Genomic DNA, 17,209 nt, shown 5'->3' on the forward strand with positions numbered 1-17,209 from the left:
CCCTAGCCCCGGAACCCGAGGACGGTGGTGAACCCCTCGGTGCCGTCGGCGACACCGGTCCCGACCAGCGTGGTCGTGGGCTCTTTGCGGCCGAACCCGGCGGAGTACCAGCCCAGCGGCGGATCGCTCTCGCCGCGGTGCGCCCGCCAGCTCAGCTGTCCGGGCAGGTCGAGCACCGCCGAGCGGTCCTCGCCGTCCCGGGTCCAGCTGAGCACGGCCCGCTCCCCCACCAGGTCCACGCTGATCGCCGGGCCGAGGTGGAACGCCAGGCGCACGGACCGGCGCGGGCCGCGGACCTCGTCGACCACCCGTAACTCCTGGGTCGCGGCGGTCAGTTCCACCCGGCGGCGGTGCACGGAGGGCCGGTAGCCGTCGTGCTCGGCACACCAGCGGCCCACACCCTCCTCGGGATCGCCCCCTGGATCCGCTGTGTCCGCTGTGTCCGTGACCAGGATGCGACTGCGGGCCTGCCGGGTCCACAGGAACGGGCCCCCGGAGACCGACTGGTCGGCGCCGTCCAGTTGCAGGGTGTTGTGGCCGAGGGTCGACCGGAAGTACTGCCGCCACGCGGGCTGCCCGTGGTAGCAGAACGTCCCCGGGTCGGCGAGCACGTCGACCCCGTCGTGTCGGACCTCCACGGACAGCGCGTCCGCGTGGGCGTGCGCGGCGATGGACAGGAAGCCGTGCGGACCGCCGTCGCAGCGGCACCAGATCCCCGCCGGATCGCGGAGGATGGTGAGCCCCGCGTCGGCGAAGTGGTTTCGGCCGGCTCGCCGGGCGGCGGGACGAAGACAGGCCGACGGGCTTGATGAGCGCGGCGAGGAGCGGGGTGCGCACATCGCTGCCGGTCACCTGCGGCCACCAGTCGAGCCGGCCGAACACGGCGTCCCCGGTCGCGAGGAGCGAGGCCCAGCGGTCGGTGCCCGTACCGTCCAGGACCAGGCCGTGGCCGTCGTCCGCGTCCCCCTGGCGCGGCGGCCGCAACCGGTGGTCGACGACGGCCGCGAGCGCGTCGGTCATCCGCAGCAGCGTCGACCGGACCGAAGCGGGGACCGGCACGCCGGCGGCGTCCGCCTCGGCCACCGCCGCCAGGCCGAGCTCCAGTACGAGGCCGTGGTACTCGGTGGCCAGCTCGCGGTTGAGGCCGGAGTCGAAGGTATTGCTCCGCAGATGCCGCTCCAGCGACCGCAGCGCGTCGTCACGCCACCGCGCCGAGGAGGGGAACCACCCGAACGCGCAGGCCGCGGCCAACTGCCCGGTGGCCTCGGCGATGACGTGGTTGTTCGCCGACGACCCCCGGCTGGGGAAGGCCGCCAGCCAGCGCTGGTGGTGCCAGATCTGGTGGTGCGCCACCGGGTTGTCCTCGAAGAGCCCGGCCGCGCCCTGCCAGCCGTCGAGCAGCCTGCGGATCCACACCCAGGACAGCAGCCGGATGCCCAGCTCGATGCCGCTGATCCAGTGCACTCCGCGCAGCGGCGCGTTGGCCGCCCACCACAGGCGCAGGTGCTCGGCCACCCGCTCGGCGTACCGGTCGTCCCTGGTGATCGCGTAGGCGGCGGCGAGCACGGTGAGGTACTGGTGCCGGGACAGCTCCCAGATCTGCTTGATGTCCCCGGTCACGTCCTCGTTCCGGTACGGCACGTCGAAGGCGTGGCCCCACGCGGCCCGGCGCCCGGTCTTGGGGTCGTACCACCAGTCCGGGTCGGCCAGGTCGTCGCGGTCGACGCCGAAGTACTCGACGTGCCCGGCCATCAGCCGGTCCGCCTCGGCGACGAGACGTTTCGCGGCGTCCGGTGGCACCGCCGCGAGCGTCCCTGCGGGCAGGACCGAGGTGAACCGGGCACCCGTCACGCTCGGGCAGCTCGGCCGCGCCGACCGCCACCGCCGCCTGCGCACCGCGTCGCCCGCCCGGCCCACGACCTCCCGCGGGCCCATCCGGGACAGCCGCCGCAGGTACCAGCCCGCGCTCCCCGCGCTCACACTCATCGCTGCCTCGTCAGCGTCACCGGCGCGCCCCCGGCCAGGCCGGTCTGTACGGCGAGGGTCGCCGCGGTGGTGGCGACCAGCGATTCCAGCGGCACGGGCATCGGCCCACCGGTCCGCACGGCCTTGATGAACGCGGCCAGTTCGGCGTTCTGGCCTTTGTCCCTGGCCTTGGGCAGCCGCGAACTGACCCACCGCTTGCGGCCGTACACCGATGCGCGGACGAAGTCGTCCAACCGCAGCGCACGGCCGTCCGCGACGAGGTCCAGCGTCTCCTTGGGGAAGCCGGCGGGCCCGGTGGTGACATAGCTGATGGTGGCGGTGGACCCGTCCGGGTAGCGCAGCACCACCTGGAGGTCTTCGTTGCCGGGTGTGGCGGTCGCGTACACCGAGACCGGGTCGGCCTCAAGGAGCCAGCTCGCCGTGTCGATGAAGTGCCCGCCCTCACCGGCGAACCGGGAGCCTTCGGTGCCCTGTCGGAGGTACCAGCTGCCGTGCTGGAGGCGGCCCGCGTTGACGAGGTAACGGAGGTTCGCCGGACCGCTCCGGGCGCCGAACCGCTGCCGGGCCTCCCGCAGCAGCGGCGAGAACCGGCGGTTGAAGCCCACCTGGAGCCGGTCGTTGCCGGACTCCTCCACCGCCGCGAGCACGCCGGTCAGCTCGTCCCCGGTGAGGGCGAGCGGCTTCTCCACAAACACCGTCTTCCCGGCGAGGAGCGCCTTTCGGGTCAGGTCGGCGTGCGAGCTGTGCCGGGTGACCACGAACACCGCGTCGATGGACTTGTCGCCGAGTACGGCGTCGAGATCGGTGGTCGCCTCGGCGAAGCCGAACTTCCGCTTCGCGTTGGCCGCGGACAGTGCCGTCGTCGTGACGACGGTCGACAGCGTGACGCCGTCGCGCCGTGCCAGGTGTGGAAGCAGCATCGACGTCGCGTAGTTCCCTGCGCCGACGAACGCGAGGCGCACGGGCGCCGTGGTGGTCCGGGCCGGGGTCGGGCGTACGTTCACGGAGGGCACGGCGACCTTCGGGGCCTCCGCCTCCCCGGCCTGTTCGGGGTAGCGGAACAGCACCGCCACGGCCTTCAGCTCGCCGTCCTTCAGACGCTCGTACGTCGTGACGGCGTCGGCGAAGTCGGCGATGTGGGAGATGAGGGGCTCCACGTCGACGCGGCCGCGGGCGACGAGATCGAGGAAACAGGCGAGGTTGCGGCGCTCGGTCCAGCGGACGTAGCCGATCGGGTAGTCCCGCCCCTCCAGCTCGTACTCCGGGTCGTAGCGCCCGGGGCCGTAACTGCGGGAGAACCGGACGTCCAGCTCCTTCTCGTAGTACGCGTTCCACGGCAGGTCCAGGCGGCACTTGCCGATGTCGACGACCCGGCCGCGGTCCCGGCAGAGCCGGGCGGCCAGCTCGACGGGCTGGTTGCTGCCGCCGCCGGCGGCCAAGTACACCTGGTCCACGCCGTGACCGCCGGTGAGTTCGGCGACGGCGGCTTCCGCGGCCGGGGACGCGGGATCGCCGCAGGCCGCGGCGCCGAGGCGCTCGGCCAGCTCGCAGCGCGCCGGGTCGGGGTCGACGCCGACGACGCGGACCCCCGAGGCGGTGAGCAGCTGCACGACCAGCTGCCCGATCAGTCCGAGGCCGATGACCAGCGCCACGTCGCCGAGCTGCGACTCGCCGCGGCGGACACCCTGCAAGGCGATCGACCCGACGGTGCCGAAGGCCGCGTGCCGCGGCGCGAGGCCGTCCGGCACCGGGGTGCACAGGTTCTTCGGCACCCAGTTCAACTCGGCGTGCAGCGCGTGCTCGTTGCCGGCGCAGGCCACGAGATCCCCGGTCTTCACGTCGTCGATCCCGGCGCCGACCTCCTCGACCACCCCGCACAGCGAGTAGCCCAGCGGCGTGTAGGAGTCCAGCTTGCCCATCACCTTGCGGTAGGTGGCGGGCACCCCGTTGGTGGCCACGCTCTGCATGACCTTCGCCACCTGGTCCGGCCGGGAGCGGGCCTTGCCCACCATCGACATGCCTGCCTCGGACACCTTCATGAGCTCGGTCCCGGTGGAGATCAGCGAGTAGGCGCTGCGGACCAGGACACCGCCCGGCTTGCACCCCGGCACCGGCACATCGAGCACCGCCAGCTCGCCGCTCTTGTAATTCTGTACGACCTGCTTCACCCGAACTCCTCTTGTTTCCACGTCTTTCAGGGCACCGTCAGGGGGCGGTCCGGCCGGAACCGGAGGTCGCGCCGCGGTACCAGTACTCAAGGGTCAGCACATGCCACAGATGTTTGGAGAAGTCCCGCTGCCCGGCGGCGTCCTCGGCGACCATCCGGGCCAGCGCGTCGCGGCGCAGCATCCCGGAGTTGACGAGCACGCCGTCGTGCACCACCTCGCGCACCAGGGGCGCCAGGTCCCGGCTCATCCAGGCGCGCAGCGGGGCGCTGAACAGGCCCTTGGGCCGGTACACGATCTCCCGGGGCAGGACGGAGGTGGCCGCCTCCTTGAGGACGGCCTTGCCCTGCCGTCCGACGATCTTGCGGTCGCCGGGCACGGCGAACGCCGCCTTGACCACCTCGACGTCCACGTACGGCACCCGCACCTCGGTCGACGCGGCCATGCTGGACCGGTCGGTGTAGGCGAGGTTCAGGCCCGGCAGGAACATCCGGGCGTCGCCCAGGCACATGCGGTTGACGAAGTCGTCGAGGTCGTTGTCGTGGTAGATGTCCGCGTGCTCGGTGAGTACGTCCTCGACCGTCCCGGCCAGGTCCGGATCGATCAGGGCGAGCAGTTCGGCCTGGTCGTACATGGTGTAACTGCGCCGGAACGCGGTCTCCTCCGGCAGCTCGGCGAAGGAGAGGAACCGCTTCGCGAAGCGCACCGACCGGTACCCCCGGCGGGCCGTCGCGACCGGCAGCCGGTCCACGGCCGCGGACACGCCGCGCCGCAGGGGCCGCGGGACGCGCTGGTAGCGCAGGGCGAGCAGGTTGGCCAGGTGCTTGCGGTACCCGGCGAACAGTTCGTCGGCGCCCATCCCCGAGAGCATCACCTTGACCCCGGCGTCCCGGGCGGCCGAGCAGATCAGGAAGGTGTTGATCGCGGCGGGGTCGCCGATCGGCTCGTCGAGGTCGTGCGTCATCCGCGGCAGCAGGTCGAGCACGTCCGGGGCGATCTCGATCTCGTGCAGGTCGACGCCGAACCGCTCGGCCACCTGCCGGGCGTAGCGCAAGTCGTCCGGCATCGCCTCGAACTTGGCGTCCTCGGCGCGGAACCCGATCGTGTACGCGCAGATCCCGGGCCGGTGGCGGGCCGCCAGCGCGGTCAGGTAGCTGGAGTCGAGTCCGCCGGAGAGGAAGGTGGCCACGGGCACGTCGGAGAGCAGATGCCGCCGGGTCGACTCCTCGACGACGGCGGCGAGGTCCGGCTGCTCGCCGCCGCGGGCCCGCTCCCGGCCCTCGGCGGCGACGTCCTTCAGGTTCCAGTACCGGCCGCGCTCCACCCGGCCGTCGGCCCGGCACCTGAGCCAGCTCCCCGGCGGCAGCTTCTGCGCCTCGCGGAACGCGCAGCGCGTGTCCGGCACCCAGTAGTAGAGCAGCGAGGCCACCAGCGCCGCGTGGTCCACCTGGAGCGACCCGCCGCTCACGGCGGCGAGTGCCTTGAGTTCGGAGGCGAACATCAGCCCCTCGCCGCGCCGCAGCAGGAACAGCGGCTTGACGCCGAGCTGATCACGGGCGAGCACCAGGTCACCGGTGCGCTCGTCGAAGATCCCGAACGCGAACATGCCGCGCAGCCGCGGCAGACAGCCGGTGCCCCAGCGCCGCCAGGCCTCAAGCAGCACCTCGGTGTCGGAGGTACCACGGAAGCGCACCCCGGCGGCGGTCAGCTCGGCACGCAGCTCGGGCGCGTTGTACAGCTCGCCGTTGTACGTCAGGGCGAGGCCGCCCGAGACCATGGGCTGGGCGCCGGTCTCAGACAGGTCGATGATGGCCAGCCTGCGGTGTCCGAGCTGCACTTCGCCGTCACCGACGGGGTGCCCGTACCGGCCCGCCCCGTCCGGACCGCGGTGGGCGAGCGTATCGGTGAGCCGGTCGGTCACGGCCTTCCCGTCCGGCCATAAGTAGGTGCCTGCGATGCCACACATGGTCTACGGGTCCTCCTGGTCGGTGTCCGGGACTCGTGCGGCCGGCATCGGGGGCCGCTCCGTCCGTGCCTGGTCCGTGTTGTTCTGCGGGGCCGTGCTGTTCAGCGGGGCCGTCTCCGTGCGCCGCCCCATCTCGCCCTGCCAGGCCGGGTCGCTCTGCCGCCCCATCTCACCCTGCCGCCCCCCGTCGTTCCGCAGGGCGGGCCCCTCCGCCCGCGGGCGGTCCGTCCCGTTGTGCCGGGCCGGCCGTTCGCCATGGCTCCGCAGGGCGATGTCCGTCCCGTCCCACAGCGTGCCGTCGGTCCGGTCACGCGGGTCGGGGGCGATCAGCACCACACCGATCACCGGAATGCGTTGGTCCGCGAGCTGCCGCGCCACGGTGTGCAGCCAGGTCGTACTGCCGTGCCCGGCACGCACGACGAGCACGGTCCGGCTCCCGAGGTACGGGAGGTCGCTCCACGCCGTGCCGGGCGCGACCGAGCCGACGCCGAGCCTGCGCACCTGTGGCGGCACGGCCTCGGCACCCTCGCCGCTGACCACGTCCGGGCCGCCCGGCTTCCGGCGGCTGTCCGCGAGCTGCGGGCCGGGCAGGCCGTCGACGACGACCACCGGCCCCTCCGCCGCCAGCGCCCCGGCGACGTTCAGCGCGATCACGCTCGTGCCGCGCGCACAGCCCAGTTCGAGCAGCGACACCGGTTCCGCGGAGCCGCGTACCGTACGGGCCAGGGTCGTGGTGAGCCGTTCGCTCGCCACCCGGGCCCGTCGGCGCTGCCATGCCCCGGCAGGCCGGCGGGGCACGCCGCGCAGCTCCGCGATGACCGAGGCGCCCAGGTTCGCCGCGATGTCCCGGCGCAGCACCGGGCGGTCCGCCACCACCGCGCCGACCGCGGCCACCGCGAGCCCGATGACCAGTCCGAGGAGGAGCCCGATCGCGCCGTCGGTGGCGGCGGCCCTGGGCAGGGAGTGCCGCACCGCGCGCGGCGCGTCCACGATCTGTGTGCCGGCGACGAGCCGCGGCGTGCCGATGCGCGCCTCCTCGGCGCGCTGGTCGAAGTCGCCGATGCGCGAGGTGAGTTCGGCCCGGCGGGCGAAGAGCGTCTCGATGCTCGCCGACGCCTTCGGGTCGCTCTCCGGCGACCGGTCCCCGATCGCCTTGTTGACCTTGGCCAGCTCGTCCCGCATCCGGTCGCGCTGGTCGAGCAGCGCTTTGGCCTCGGCCTTCGCGGTTTCCCGCATCCGCTGCACATGGTCGGCGACGAACGCGTCGGCCAGCGCCTTGGCGCGGGCGACCGCGTGCGCGTCGCTGTCACCCGTGACGTCGATCCGCAGCAGGTTGTTGGTCAGGCCGGTGCCTCGGTAGTCCCGCATGAAGTCCTCGGGCTTCTCAGGGGAGTTGAGAGACCGCAGGGCCTTGTCGGCGATCCGCGTGGTCCCCAGGAGCTCGACGTCGGTGCGGATCAGCGTTCCGGTGTCATTCGGCTGGTCCTCCTTGTGCGCGACCAGCACCTTGGTCACCGCGTTCGGCGGAGGCGGCCGCAGGACCGCCACCGCCGCGCCGAGCAGCAACCCCACCAGCGCCATGGAGCACCAGAGGCGGCGACGCCTGCGTACCGCCACCACCAGCGCGTGCAGGTCGAGGAGCGGAGCGGCGGCGGATGGCTCCGAAGTCCTGGTCGTCGTCACTGTTCGCCTCCCCTGACGTCGTCGCCCACGGCGATCGCGGGTGTGGTGCGACGCGGGGAACCGCGCAGGCCGTGCCGCACGGACCCGGACCGCGCCGGCGACGACGATCCCGACGACCTCGTGCCCCGCGTCCGCACACGCCTCGGCGACGCCCGCCAGCTCCTCCGCGGTCCAGCTGCCCGGGCTGAGTACGACCAGGACACCGGACTCGGTGCCACGGTCCGGCACCAGCGGCCGGGACACCGGGACTTCCACCACCCGCAGCATGAGGTCTCCCCCGCTCTCAGCGGTGGGGGCCGGATCGGCTCCGGCCTCGGCGACGAGCTGCCCGGCGGCCCGGCGGGCGATCTCGTCGCCGTCCGGTACGAGGACCAGCAGCCGCCGCGGGGAAGCCAGTTGGGCGCGCAGGCGAGCGCACACCCGCCGGTAGCGGAGCTGTCTGTCGGCTTCGCCGCCGGACGGCCGCGGAGGTGTCGGTATGTCCCACCGGGTGTCGACGCCAAGGAGTCGGCGGGTCCAGGCCCGCGCGTCACGGCCCTGTGGCCGGTGCGCGGGCCGTTCGCCGGGTACGTCGACGGTGCCGAGCAGCGTCGAGCCCAGCGCCGTGGCGATCTCCTGTTCGGTGCGCAGTCGACGGCTCGACCGTGCGGCGACGAGATGGCCGATGACCGCGAGCAGGAAGGACAGCAGGGCCCCGGCGGCGATGAGTTGGAGCCTCGTCGGCGGCGCCTCACCGGTCGGCCGGGCCGCCGGGCCCATGACGACCATGTCGGCCTGGCCGGCCGCCGGGTCGGCCTGGTCCAGCTTCTTCATGGCCTCGTGCAGCGCGGTGCGCAGTTTCTCCAGCTCGGTGCGGGCCTGGACGCTCTCCACGGTCTGCCCCGGGTCGGCCGCGTTGGCCAGATCGGTGATGCGGCGGTTGGTCCGCACCACCTTCTCCCGCAGTGTCTCGGGGCCCTCCGCCGCCTCGGAGTCGGCGCTGTCGCCGCTGTCGCCCGCGATCCGCGCGGCGAAGGTGACGAACTGCCGGGCCACCTGGTCGGAGAGCCGCTGGGCGCGCTCCGGACTGTCGGCCGTTCCGGAGATCTTGACGATGTTCCCGTCGGCGGCCTCGGCGCTGACGCGATCCCGCAGCTCGCTGCCGCTGACGCCGCTCCAGTCGAGCGCGGCGGCCGCGCGGTCGACCACCGCCGAGCTGGCCGCGACCTGCGCCTGGGTGAGCAGTTCGCGCTCCTCCCACTGCCCCGCGAGGAGTACCGAGGTCGACGTCGTGTACCTCGGCGGGAACAGCAGTGAGACGCCGTAGCCGACGAGCGCGCCCACCACGGCGACGATGACGAGCAGCCGCCCGCGCCGACGGAAGATCCGCCCGATGGTGACCAGGCGTATCGGGTCATCGCTCAACGACGCTGCCTCCTCGGTGCCCGGTCCGGGCCGCCCGGCGAGGCCGGGGCGCGGTCACGGCAGGCGGCGGCGTAGGCGGCGAGCAGGGACGCCTGCGAGTTCCGCCAGGAGAGCCGTCCGCTGATCCGCTCCTGGCCGATCCTGCCCATCCGGGCCCGCTGCTCGGGGTCGTCCAACAACAGCGCGATGTGTCCGGCGAATTCGGCCTCGTCGTTGGCGGCCGCGTAGACGGCGGCGTCACCGGCGGAGACTCTCGCCTCCCGGAGGTCGAACGAGACGATCGGGCGGCCCATCACCATGTACTCCAGGACCTTGTTCATGGTCGACAGGTCGTTGAGCGGATTGCGGGGGTCCGGGGAGAGGCACACGTCCGCGGTGGAGAGATAGCGCGCCAGATCGGCGTCCGGAATGCGGCCGGTGAACTGGACCTGCTCCGCGAGCCCGAGCCGCCCGGACAGCTCCACCATCGCCTCGAAGGTGTCGCCCCCGCCGACGAACACCGCGTGCCAGTCGGTCCGCCCGAGGTCGTCGCGGAGCTTCGCGAGGGCCCGCAAGGCGTAGTCGACGCCGTCCTGCGGGCCCATGACACCGAGGTAGCACAGCAGATGGGGTTTGCCGCGCTTCAGTCCCGGCTCGGGCGGTACGGGATGGAACCGGTCGACGTCCGGTGCGCTGCGCACCACGAAGACGTCCTCCGACCGTCGGCCGCCGCGGCGCACCGCGACGTCCCGGTAGCTCTCGTTGGTGGCGAGGACGACGTCCGCGGCCCGGTACGTCAGCCGTTCCAACGCGCATACGGCGCGGTAGAGCAGGTCCTCGCCGCGGCCGAACCGGGAGAGATACAGCTCGGGCACCAGGTCGTGCTGGTCGAAGACGAACCGCGCACCGCGCCGCTTCAGCCACAGGGCCGGCAGGAACAGCAGGTCGGGCGGGTTGCAGGCGTGCACCACATCGACCGGGCCGACCTTCCGGGCCAGCCGGGCCGTGTGCCACAGCGCCGATCCGTACTCCCGCAGGTAGCCGGCCGGGCCTCCGGTGGCCGCACGCAGCGGATAGCGGTGGATCCGCACGCCGTCGATCTCCGCCTCCGGCTCGGTGTCCCGCTTGGTGCCCCGGGGGCAGATGACGTGCACCTCCCAGCCCGCGTCGCGCAGCGTCGTGCACTCCTGCCACACCCGCCGGTCGAACGGCACCGACAGGTTCTCCACCAGGATCAGCGCACGCCGGCCGGGCCGGTCGCCGCCGGCAGGGGCACCGGGCGGAGTACCACCGGACGACGCGTCACCGAACGATCTGTCACCAAGCAAGGCCCACGTACCCCGGTTCGGTCCGGCGCGCCTCGGCGTCGGGCAGGCGGATGAGGTCGACGATCATCGGTCCTTCGCCATGGGGCAGCGCCGCCAGCACGGCCGGATCCTCGGTTCCGACCAGGCACACCTCGGCGTGGTCGAGTACCTCCTCGACGGAGTCCGCGAGCAGCTGCGCGAGGTGCGGCAGCCGGGTCTCGATGTACTCGCGGTTCGCGCCGAGCAGCCGGGACAGGCTCACGTTGGCGTCGTAGATCTTCAGGTCGTACCCCTTGCCGAAGAGTCTCTCCGCCAGTTCGACGAGCGGGCTCTCGCGGAGGTCGTCGGTGCCGGGTTTGAAGGAGAGCCCGAACAGGCCCGCCCTGCGCTTTCCGGTGCGCTCGACCAGTTCGACCGCGCGCTGAAGGTGGTCGGAGTTGGAGGGCAGTACGTGGGCGAGGATGGGCACGGAGACGTCGGCCCGCTGCGCCGCGTGGACCAGGCTGCGCAGGTCCTTGGGCAGGCAGGAGCCACCGAAGGCGAAGCCGGGCCGCAGGTAGGCGGGGCTGATGTTCAGCTTGCGGTCGGCGAGGAACACGTCCATCACCTGGTGCGAGTCGACGCCGAGCGCCTGGCACACCGCGCCCAGCTCGTTCGCGAAGCCGATCTTGAGGCCGTGGAAGGCGTTGTCCGCGTACTTGATCGCCTCGGCCGTCGGCACGGGCACCCGGAAGACCTCGCCGGGCAGACCGTCGTACAGTGCCGCCACCGCGTCGCCGCTCGCCGGTTCCAGCTCGCCGATGACGGTCTTGGGCGGGTCGAAGAAGTCCCGCACACTCGTGCCCTCGCGCAGGAACTCCGGGTTGACCGCGACCCCGAAGTCCACCCCGGCCGTGCCGCCGACGTACTTCTCCAGGATCGGGACCAGCAGGTTCAGGCAGGTGCCCGGGAGCATGGTGCTGCGGAACACGACGGTGTGCCGCCCGCCGTGCCCGCTGTGCTCACCGCGATCCGCCAGCGCGGCACCGATCTGCTCGGTGACCCGCTCCAGGTACGTGGTGCACAGGCTGCCGTTGGGCTCCGACGGCGTACCCACGCAGACCAGTGACACCTCACTGTTCGTGATCGCTTCGTGGACGTCGCCGGTGGCGCGCAACGCTCCGGCCGCCACGGCCTCGGCGACGAGCTCGCCGATCCGCTCCTCGACCACCGGGGCCTTGCCGTCGTTGACCAGGTCGACCTTCACCTGGTTCACGTCCACCCCGATGACCTCGTGGCCCATGCCGGCCAGGCACGCGGCCGACACGCAGCCCACGTAACCGAGCCCTAAGACGCTTACCTTCATGTCCCGTCCCTCCCCCGGGCAGGCCCTCGCGGCCTGCCGCCCGTGCGCCGATCGGACGGCGCCCCTCCACGCATCGATGGGCCGCGCATCAGTAGGCCCCCTGCCCGTGGAGCACCGCGCGCAGCGTCTTCCACAAGATCACCGTGTCGAGGGCGAGCGACCAGTCCTCCACGTATCGCAGGTCGAGGCGGACCGCCTCCTCCCATGGCAGGTCGCTGCGTCCGCTGATCTGCCACAGGCCGGTGAGTCCGGGCTTGACCAGCAGCCGCCGCCGGATGTCCGGGCCGTACGCGGCGGACTCCTCCGGCAAGGGGGGCCGCGGGCCGACCAGCGACATCGAGCCGGTGAGTACGTTGAAGAGCTGGGGCAGCTCGTCGAGCGAGTACCGGCGCAGCACCGCCCCCACCCGGGTCACCCGTGGATCCCGGCGGAGCTTGAACAGCAGGCCGGCGCCTTCGTTGCGGTGGGCCAGCTGGGCACGCGCCCCGTGCGCCCCGGTGATCATGGTGCGGAACTTGCAGATGGTGAACTCGCGGCCGTCCTTGCCGACCCTGCGCTGGCGGTACAACGCGCCGCCCCGGCTGTCCGTCAGCACGAGCAGCCCGACGAGCACCATCAGCGGCGCGAAGAGCATCAGCAGGAACACCGCGCCCAACCGGTCGACGACCTCTTTGACCACCCGGCGGCCCCCGGTGAAGGTCGGCATGGTGACCCGCAGCAAGGGGATCCCGAGCACCGCGTCGACGTGCAGCCGTGGGCCGGCCACTTCCATCAGCACGGGAGCCACGACCATTTCGGCATCGCTGCCTTCGAGGTTCCAGGCGAGCCGCTGGAGCTGCGCCGGTGACCAGTGCGGGTCCGGTGTGATCGCGACGACACGGTAGCCGTCGCGGCGGACGTGGCCCGCGACGTCCGCCAGCCGGCCGACGACCGGCACCCCGTCCAGCTGGTCACCGTCGAGCCCATGGCCGTCGGCCGTGCACACCGCGTCCACCCGCCAGCCGAGGTGCGGGAACTTGCGGGCACGGGCGATCAGGTCCCGTACGGAGGCCACGCTTCCGGCGGCGAGAACCGGCCGCAGGCACTGCCCGTCCTTGCGCTGTCTGTGCAGCCGGAGGCGCAGCAGATACCGAGCGATCATGGTGGTGAGCGCGATCGCGGGAATCGCGACGAAGATCCACAGCTTGATGTTGCGCGAAGTGAGGGCGATCCCGCCGAGCGCCAGTACGACGACCGCCGCGAACAGCGAGCGCCCGAGGCGGCGGAATTCTTCGGCACCCTGGCCGAGCACGGCCGGAGCCCACGCCCGGCTCACCGCAAGCGCGCCCAGCACCAGCAGTTCGGTGCCGAATGCGAGAATTCCCCACTTCTCGTGCCAGTTGGCCGCGTCCCTGGCTCCGAAGAAGATGCCGATCGACGCCACTACGCAGGCGGTGACCACCGAATCGGTGGTGATCACGGTACGGCGGTACCGCTGCTCCCAGTCGATTGCGGGCCGACTGATCACCTCGTCCGCCAGGCGCCCACCCGCCGACGGAAAAGGGCTGACTAATTCCCCCTGCTCCACAGAACCCCCCAGGCCCAGGCCGCCAGTGATTCGACGTCTCGTCTCACACTGCTTCTCCCTCGGGAGGCGCCCCCGCCCCCCGTGCCGCGCTGTTCTTCCCCCTCGGGAGGCCCCCGCCTCCCGGGCATGGCATTCCGGCTGTTTCAGCGCCGCTTGAACAACCCACCCCGGCGGCAGCCCCCATGCCTGGCGCCGGGGACATTACCGCTGGTCGTCCATGGCGTCAGGCCTTAAGATCATCATTTGTCGCACGGTGTCCGCTGCGAAGCACGGTCAATCTAGACCATCAGGGCCCGTCTGGAGAGGGGATGTGTGGAACTTGTGCCCAGGCTTTGGAGACGGGCTGGCCGATCAGTGACTGCCGCGGATGCTCTGACGGCGCGGGCACGCCTTGTGACCTGTGACGACAGGAATTCTGCGGGCCGCCTGCACCGGCAGCCCTAAATCCACTTGGCCGGATCGGATGCACATACCTGTTTCTTGTCACTAGGTGTTCTTGTTGAACTCCGCGACGTTCTTCTGGTGCTCTTCGAAGTTCGCCGTGAAGCGTGTTTCTCCCCGCTTCACCGTCACGAAGTACAGCCAGTCCCCGGGGGCGGGATTGATCGCCGCCCGCATCGCCGCTTCGCCCGGATTGCTGATCGGCGTGGGCGGCAGGCCCATGCGCGCATAGGTGTTGTAAGGGCTGTTGATCTTCGTGTCACGCTCGCTGGTGGTCAGCGAGGAGCGGTTGAGGGCGTAGTTGATGGTCGAGTCCATCTGGAGCGGCATGCCCTTGTCGAGGCGGTTGTAGATGACCCGGGCCACCTTGCCCATGTCCGCCTTGGACCCGGCCTCCGCCTCGATCATGCTCGCGATGACGACGGTCTGGTAGACGTTGACGGCGTTGCGGTCGGCTCCCGCCGTCACATGGCTGCCGCTGAACTTCTTGTTCGCCGTGTCCACCATGTGCGACAGGACCGATGCCGGGGTCGACCGGGAACCGATCGGATAGGTCGCCGGGAAGAGATACCCCTCGGGGTTGCCCCCGGCGTCACCGGGAAGCTTCAGATCGGCCTTGGCCAGGGCCTTCTTCGTGGTGCCCACGGGCACCTTCAAGGCCTTGTCCACGGCCGCGTACACCTGACCCGAGCGCCAGCCCTCGGGGATCGTCAAGGTCTGGGGCCGCACATCGTCGTCCGGAAGCAGCAGCGGCACCGTCACGGCGGCGGCCGCCACGAGAGCTCCGGTCGCGATCAGGGCGATCCGGCCCCGCCGCGTCAGTCGAATCGTGCCCCGTCGCGGAATCTTGGTCTGCATGGGGGCACGTTAACCCGTAAATACGGTTATTTGCGGCATATCCTCATGACGTCGACTCCAGTTGGGCGTCTCTGCGGACGAGAGCGGCGTAACGCCCGTCGCGTGCCATCAGCTCCTCGTGCGTGCCGCGCTCGGCGGTGCGTCCGGCGTCCAGGACCACGATCTGGTCGGCGCCGCGGACGGTGGAGAGCCGGTGGGCGATGGTGAGGGTGGTCCGGTCGGCGGACAGGGCGTCGATGGCTTCCTGCACGGCCCGCTCGGTGCGGGTGTCCAGGGCGCTGGTGGCCTCGTCGAGGATGAGGACCGGCGGGTCCCGCAGGATGGTGCGGGCGATGGCAAGGCGCTGCTTCTCGCCTCCGGAGAAGCGGTGGCCGCGTTCGCCGACCACGGTGTCGTACCCGTCCGGCAGGGAGGCGATGTGGTCGTGGATCTGGGCGGCACGGGCCGCGGCCACGAGCTCCTCGTCGGTGGCGTCGGGTTTGGCGAAGCGGAGGTTGTCGGCGACCGAGGCGTGGAAGAGGTACGTCTCCTGGGAGACCACCCCGACGGCGCGGGCGAGGGTGTCGAAGTCCAGGTCGCGCACGTCGACGCCGTCGAGGGTGACGCGGCCGCCCGTGACGTCGTACAGCCGGGGGACGAGGTGGCTCAGGGTCGACTTGCCGGAACCGGTGGCTCCGACGACGGCCAGAGTGCCGCCGGCGGGTACCGCGATATCGATGCCCTGGAGGGTGGGCCCCGACTTCTCGTCGTAGCGGAACTCGACGTCCTCGAAGCGGACCTCTCCCTTGATCGTGTCGAGGCGCACCGGCTTCTCCGGCTCGGTGATGTCGACGGTCAGATCGAGGTATTCGAAGATGCGCTGGAAGAGTGCGAGCGAGGTCTGGATCTGCACGCCGGTGGAGAGCAGGCTCACGGTCGGCCGGAAGAGCCCCTGCTGGAGCGAGACGAAGGCGACGAGCGTGCCGATGGAGACGGTGGGGCCGCCCATCTGGAACGCGAGGCCGGCGCTCCAGTAGATGACGGCGGGCATGGCGGCCATCACGATCGAGATGACGGCCATGCGCCAGCGCCCCGCCATGTTCGACCGGATCTCCAGGTCGACCAGGCGCTCGGACTCGTCCGCGAAGGACTGGGTGAGGGAGTCGGCGCGGCCCATCGTGCGACCGAGGACGATGCCGCTCACGGAGAGCGATTCCGTGACGGTCGCGGCCATCGCGGCCATCTGCTTCTGGCGCTGGGTGGCGATCTTCTTGCGCTCGCGGCCGACCCGGCGGCTGATCCACACGAACACCGGGAGCAGCAGCAAGGAGACGACGGTCAGGCGCCAGTCGAGGGCGAGCATCGCGACGACCGTCGCGATCACGCTCGTGAGGTTCGAGACGAGGGACGTCGCCGTGGAGGTGACGGTCGCCTGCATGCCGCCGATGTCGTTGGCGATGCGGGACTGGACCTCACCCGTGCGGGTGCGGGTGAAGAAGGCCAGGGACATGCTCTGCAGCCGGCCGTAGACGGCCGTGCGCAGGTCGTGCATGACGCGCTGCCCCACGGAGGTGCTGATCAGGGTCTGGAGGACGCCGAAGACGCTCGTGACCACCGCGCTGAGGATCATGCCGAGCGCGAGCAGGCTCAGCAGGCCTGTGCGCCCTTGCGGGATCGCGGTGTCGAGGATCTCCTTCAGCAGGAAGGGGGTCGCGACCGAGACGAGGGACGCGGCGCAGACCAGCAGGCCCACGATCGCGAGGCGGCCTCGGTAGGGGCGGAAGAGGCGCAGGATGCGGCGCATCTGGCGCGGCTGCGGCTCCTCGCCCGGCGCCGGGTCCTGCGGTGTCCAGGTGGGTTCGTCGTGACGCATGGGCTCCTACGGGATCTAGAGGACCTACAGGGCGTAGAGGATGTAGAGGATGTAGAGGACGTAGAGGACGTACAGGCCCTACTGGACCTAGAGGGATCTACGGGCTCGCGGCGATGATGGCTCAGGAGCATAGCTCACTGTTACCTATACTCACAATGCACAAGGTCCTGGTAAAGTTCCCGCATGAGAACCCCGGACCCCGACGGCCTGCTCGCCGAACAGCTGCTGCGGCTGACCCGCAGGTTGCAGCGGATCCAGAAGCGCCATCTGGTGCCGATCGGCATCACTCCTGCCCAGTCCCGCCTGCTGCGCACTCTCGCGCACTGCGAGACCCCGCCTCGCATGGCCGACCTCGCCGACCGCCTCGAAGTGGTCCCGCGCGCCGTGACGACGCTGGTCGACGCCCTGGAGGCCGGTGAGCTCGTACGCCGTGTGCCCGACCCGACCAACCGCCGGGTGATCCGCATCGAGCTCACCGACGCGGGGCTGAAGACCCTCGGCGAGCTGCGTGGCGCGCGCCGGGCCGCCGCGGAGGACATCCTGGCCCCGTTGGACGCCGACCAGCGCGCGCAGCTGGGCGGTCTGCTGAACGCCCTGTTCGATGTGCGGGACGCGCAGGACGGCCACCGCCGCTGCTGACACCCAGGCGCCCCGCG

9 protein-coding genes and 2 pseudogenes are annotated in these 17,209 nt (G+C 71.5%); 1 reads left to right on the forward strand and 10 read right to left on the reverse strand.

What is annotated here, in order from left to right; translation table 11 throughout:
* Nucleotides 1–2: 2 nt before the first annotated feature.
* From ACOBQB_RS13090 to ACOBQB_RS13135, 10 genes and pseudogenes are all read right to left on the reverse strand, one after another.
* Nucleotides 3–1,986 (reverse strand): annotated as a pseudogene (locus ACOBQB_RS13090) (alginate lyase family protein).
* Nucleotides 1,983–4,154, reverse strand: a complete 2,172-nt coding sequence (locus tag ACOBQB_RS13095) for a bi-domain-containing oxidoreductase (protein WP_423591611.1) — start codon at nt 4,152–4,154, stop codon at nt 1,983–1,985. Before ACOBQB_RS13095 ends, ACOBQB_RS13090 begins: the two are co-directional and overlap by 4 nt.
* A gap of 37 nt (nt 4,155–4,191) precedes the next feature.
* The gene (gene asnB, locus ACOBQB_RS13100) at nt 4,192–6,117 is read right to left on the reverse strand and encodes an asparagine synthase (glutamine-hydrolyzing) (protein WP_423591613.1); all 1,926 of its coding nucleotides are present in this window, start codon (nt 6,115–6,117) and stop codon (nt 4,192–4,194) included.
* 3 nt (nt 6,118–6,120) lie between these two features.
* Nucleotides 6,121–7,800, reverse strand: a complete 1,680-nt coding sequence (locus ACOBQB_RS13105) for a Wzz/FepE/Etk N-terminal domain-containing protein (protein ID WP_423591615.1) — start codon at nt 7,798–7,800, stop codon at nt 6,121–6,123.
* Nucleotides 7,797–9,204: pseudogene (locus ACOBQB_RS13110) on the reverse strand (Wzz/FepE/Etk N-terminal domain-containing protein). The gene ACOBQB_RS13105 and the pseudogene ACOBQB_RS13110 overlap by 4 nt, the downstream one beginning before the upstream one ends.
* The gene (locus tag ACOBQB_RS13115) at nt 9,201–10,511 is read right to left on the reverse strand and encodes a glycosyltransferase family 4 protein (RefSeq protein ID WP_423591617.1); all 1,311 of its coding nucleotides are present in this window, start codon (nt 10,509–10,511) and stop codon (nt 9,201–9,203) included. Before ACOBQB_RS13115 ends, ACOBQB_RS13110 begins: the two are co-directional and overlap by 4 nt.
* Nucleotides 10,501–11,835, reverse strand: a complete 1,335-nt coding sequence (locus tag ACOBQB_RS13120; RefSeq protein WP_423591619.1) for a nucleotide sugar dehydrogenase — start codon at nt 11,833–11,835, stop codon at nt 10,501–10,503. Before ACOBQB_RS13120 ends, ACOBQB_RS13115 begins: the two co-directional genes overlap by 11 nt.
* 88 nt (nt 11,836–11,923) lie before the next feature.
* The gene (locus ACOBQB_RS13125) at nt 11,924–13,402 is read right to left on the reverse strand and encodes a sugar transferase (RefSeq protein WP_423591621.1); all 1,479 of its coding nucleotides are present in this window, start codon (nt 13,400–13,402) and stop codon (nt 11,924–11,926) included.
* A 486-nt stretch (nt 13,403–13,888) separates the two neighbouring features.
* Nucleotides 13,889–14,701 (reverse strand): endolytic transglycosylase MltG, encoded by an 813-nt coding sequence (gene mltG, locus ACOBQB_RS13130; protein WP_423591622.1) that lies wholly within the window; start codon nt 14,699–14,701, stop codon nt 13,889–13,891.
* 43 nt (nt 14,702–14,744) lie between these two features.
* Complete coding sequence (locus ACOBQB_RS13135; RefSeq protein ID WP_423591623.1) at nt 14,745–16,553, reverse strand: ABC transporter ATP-binding protein; 1,809 nt, start codon at nt 16,551–16,553, stop codon at nt 14,745–14,747.
* A gap of 183 nt (nt 16,554–16,736) precedes the next feature.
* Between ACOBQB_RS13135 and ACOBQB_RS13140 the strand changes: the two genes are divergently transcribed.
* Complete coding sequence (locus ACOBQB_RS13140) at nt 16,737–17,192, forward strand: MarR family winged helix-turn-helix transcriptional regulator (RefSeq protein ID WP_423591625.1); 456 nt, start codon at nt 16,737–16,739, stop codon at nt 17,190–17,192.
* Nucleotides 17,193–17,209 lie beyond the last annotated feature (17 nt).

Source organism: Streptomyces sp. G5(2025) (genome assembly GCF_049542075.1).
Taxonomy (GTDB): domain Bacteria; phylum Actinomycetota; class Actinomycetes; order Streptomycetales; family Streptomycetaceae; genus Streptomyces.

Coding starts and splice junctions, on each gene's coding strand:
- asnB (WP_423591613.1), bottom strand. CDS start 6,117: ATGTGTGGCATCGCAGGCACCTACTTATGGCCGGACGGGAAGGCCGTG.
- ACOBQB_RS13120 (WP_423591619.1), bottom strand. CDS start 11,835: ATGAAGGTAAGCGTCTTAGGGCTCGGTTACGTGGGCTGCGTGTCGGCC.
- mltG (WP_423591622.1), bottom strand. CDS start 14,701: ATGCAGACCAAGATTCCGCGACGGGGCACGATTCGACTGACGCGGCGG.
- ACOBQB_RS13135 (WP_423591623.1), bottom strand. CDS start 16,553: ATGCGTCACGACGAACCCACCTGGACACCGCAGGACCCGGCGCCGGGC.
- ACOBQB_RS13140 (WP_423591625.1), top strand. CDS start 16,737: ATGAGAACCCCGGACCCCGACGGCCTGCTCGCCGAACAGCTGCTGCGG.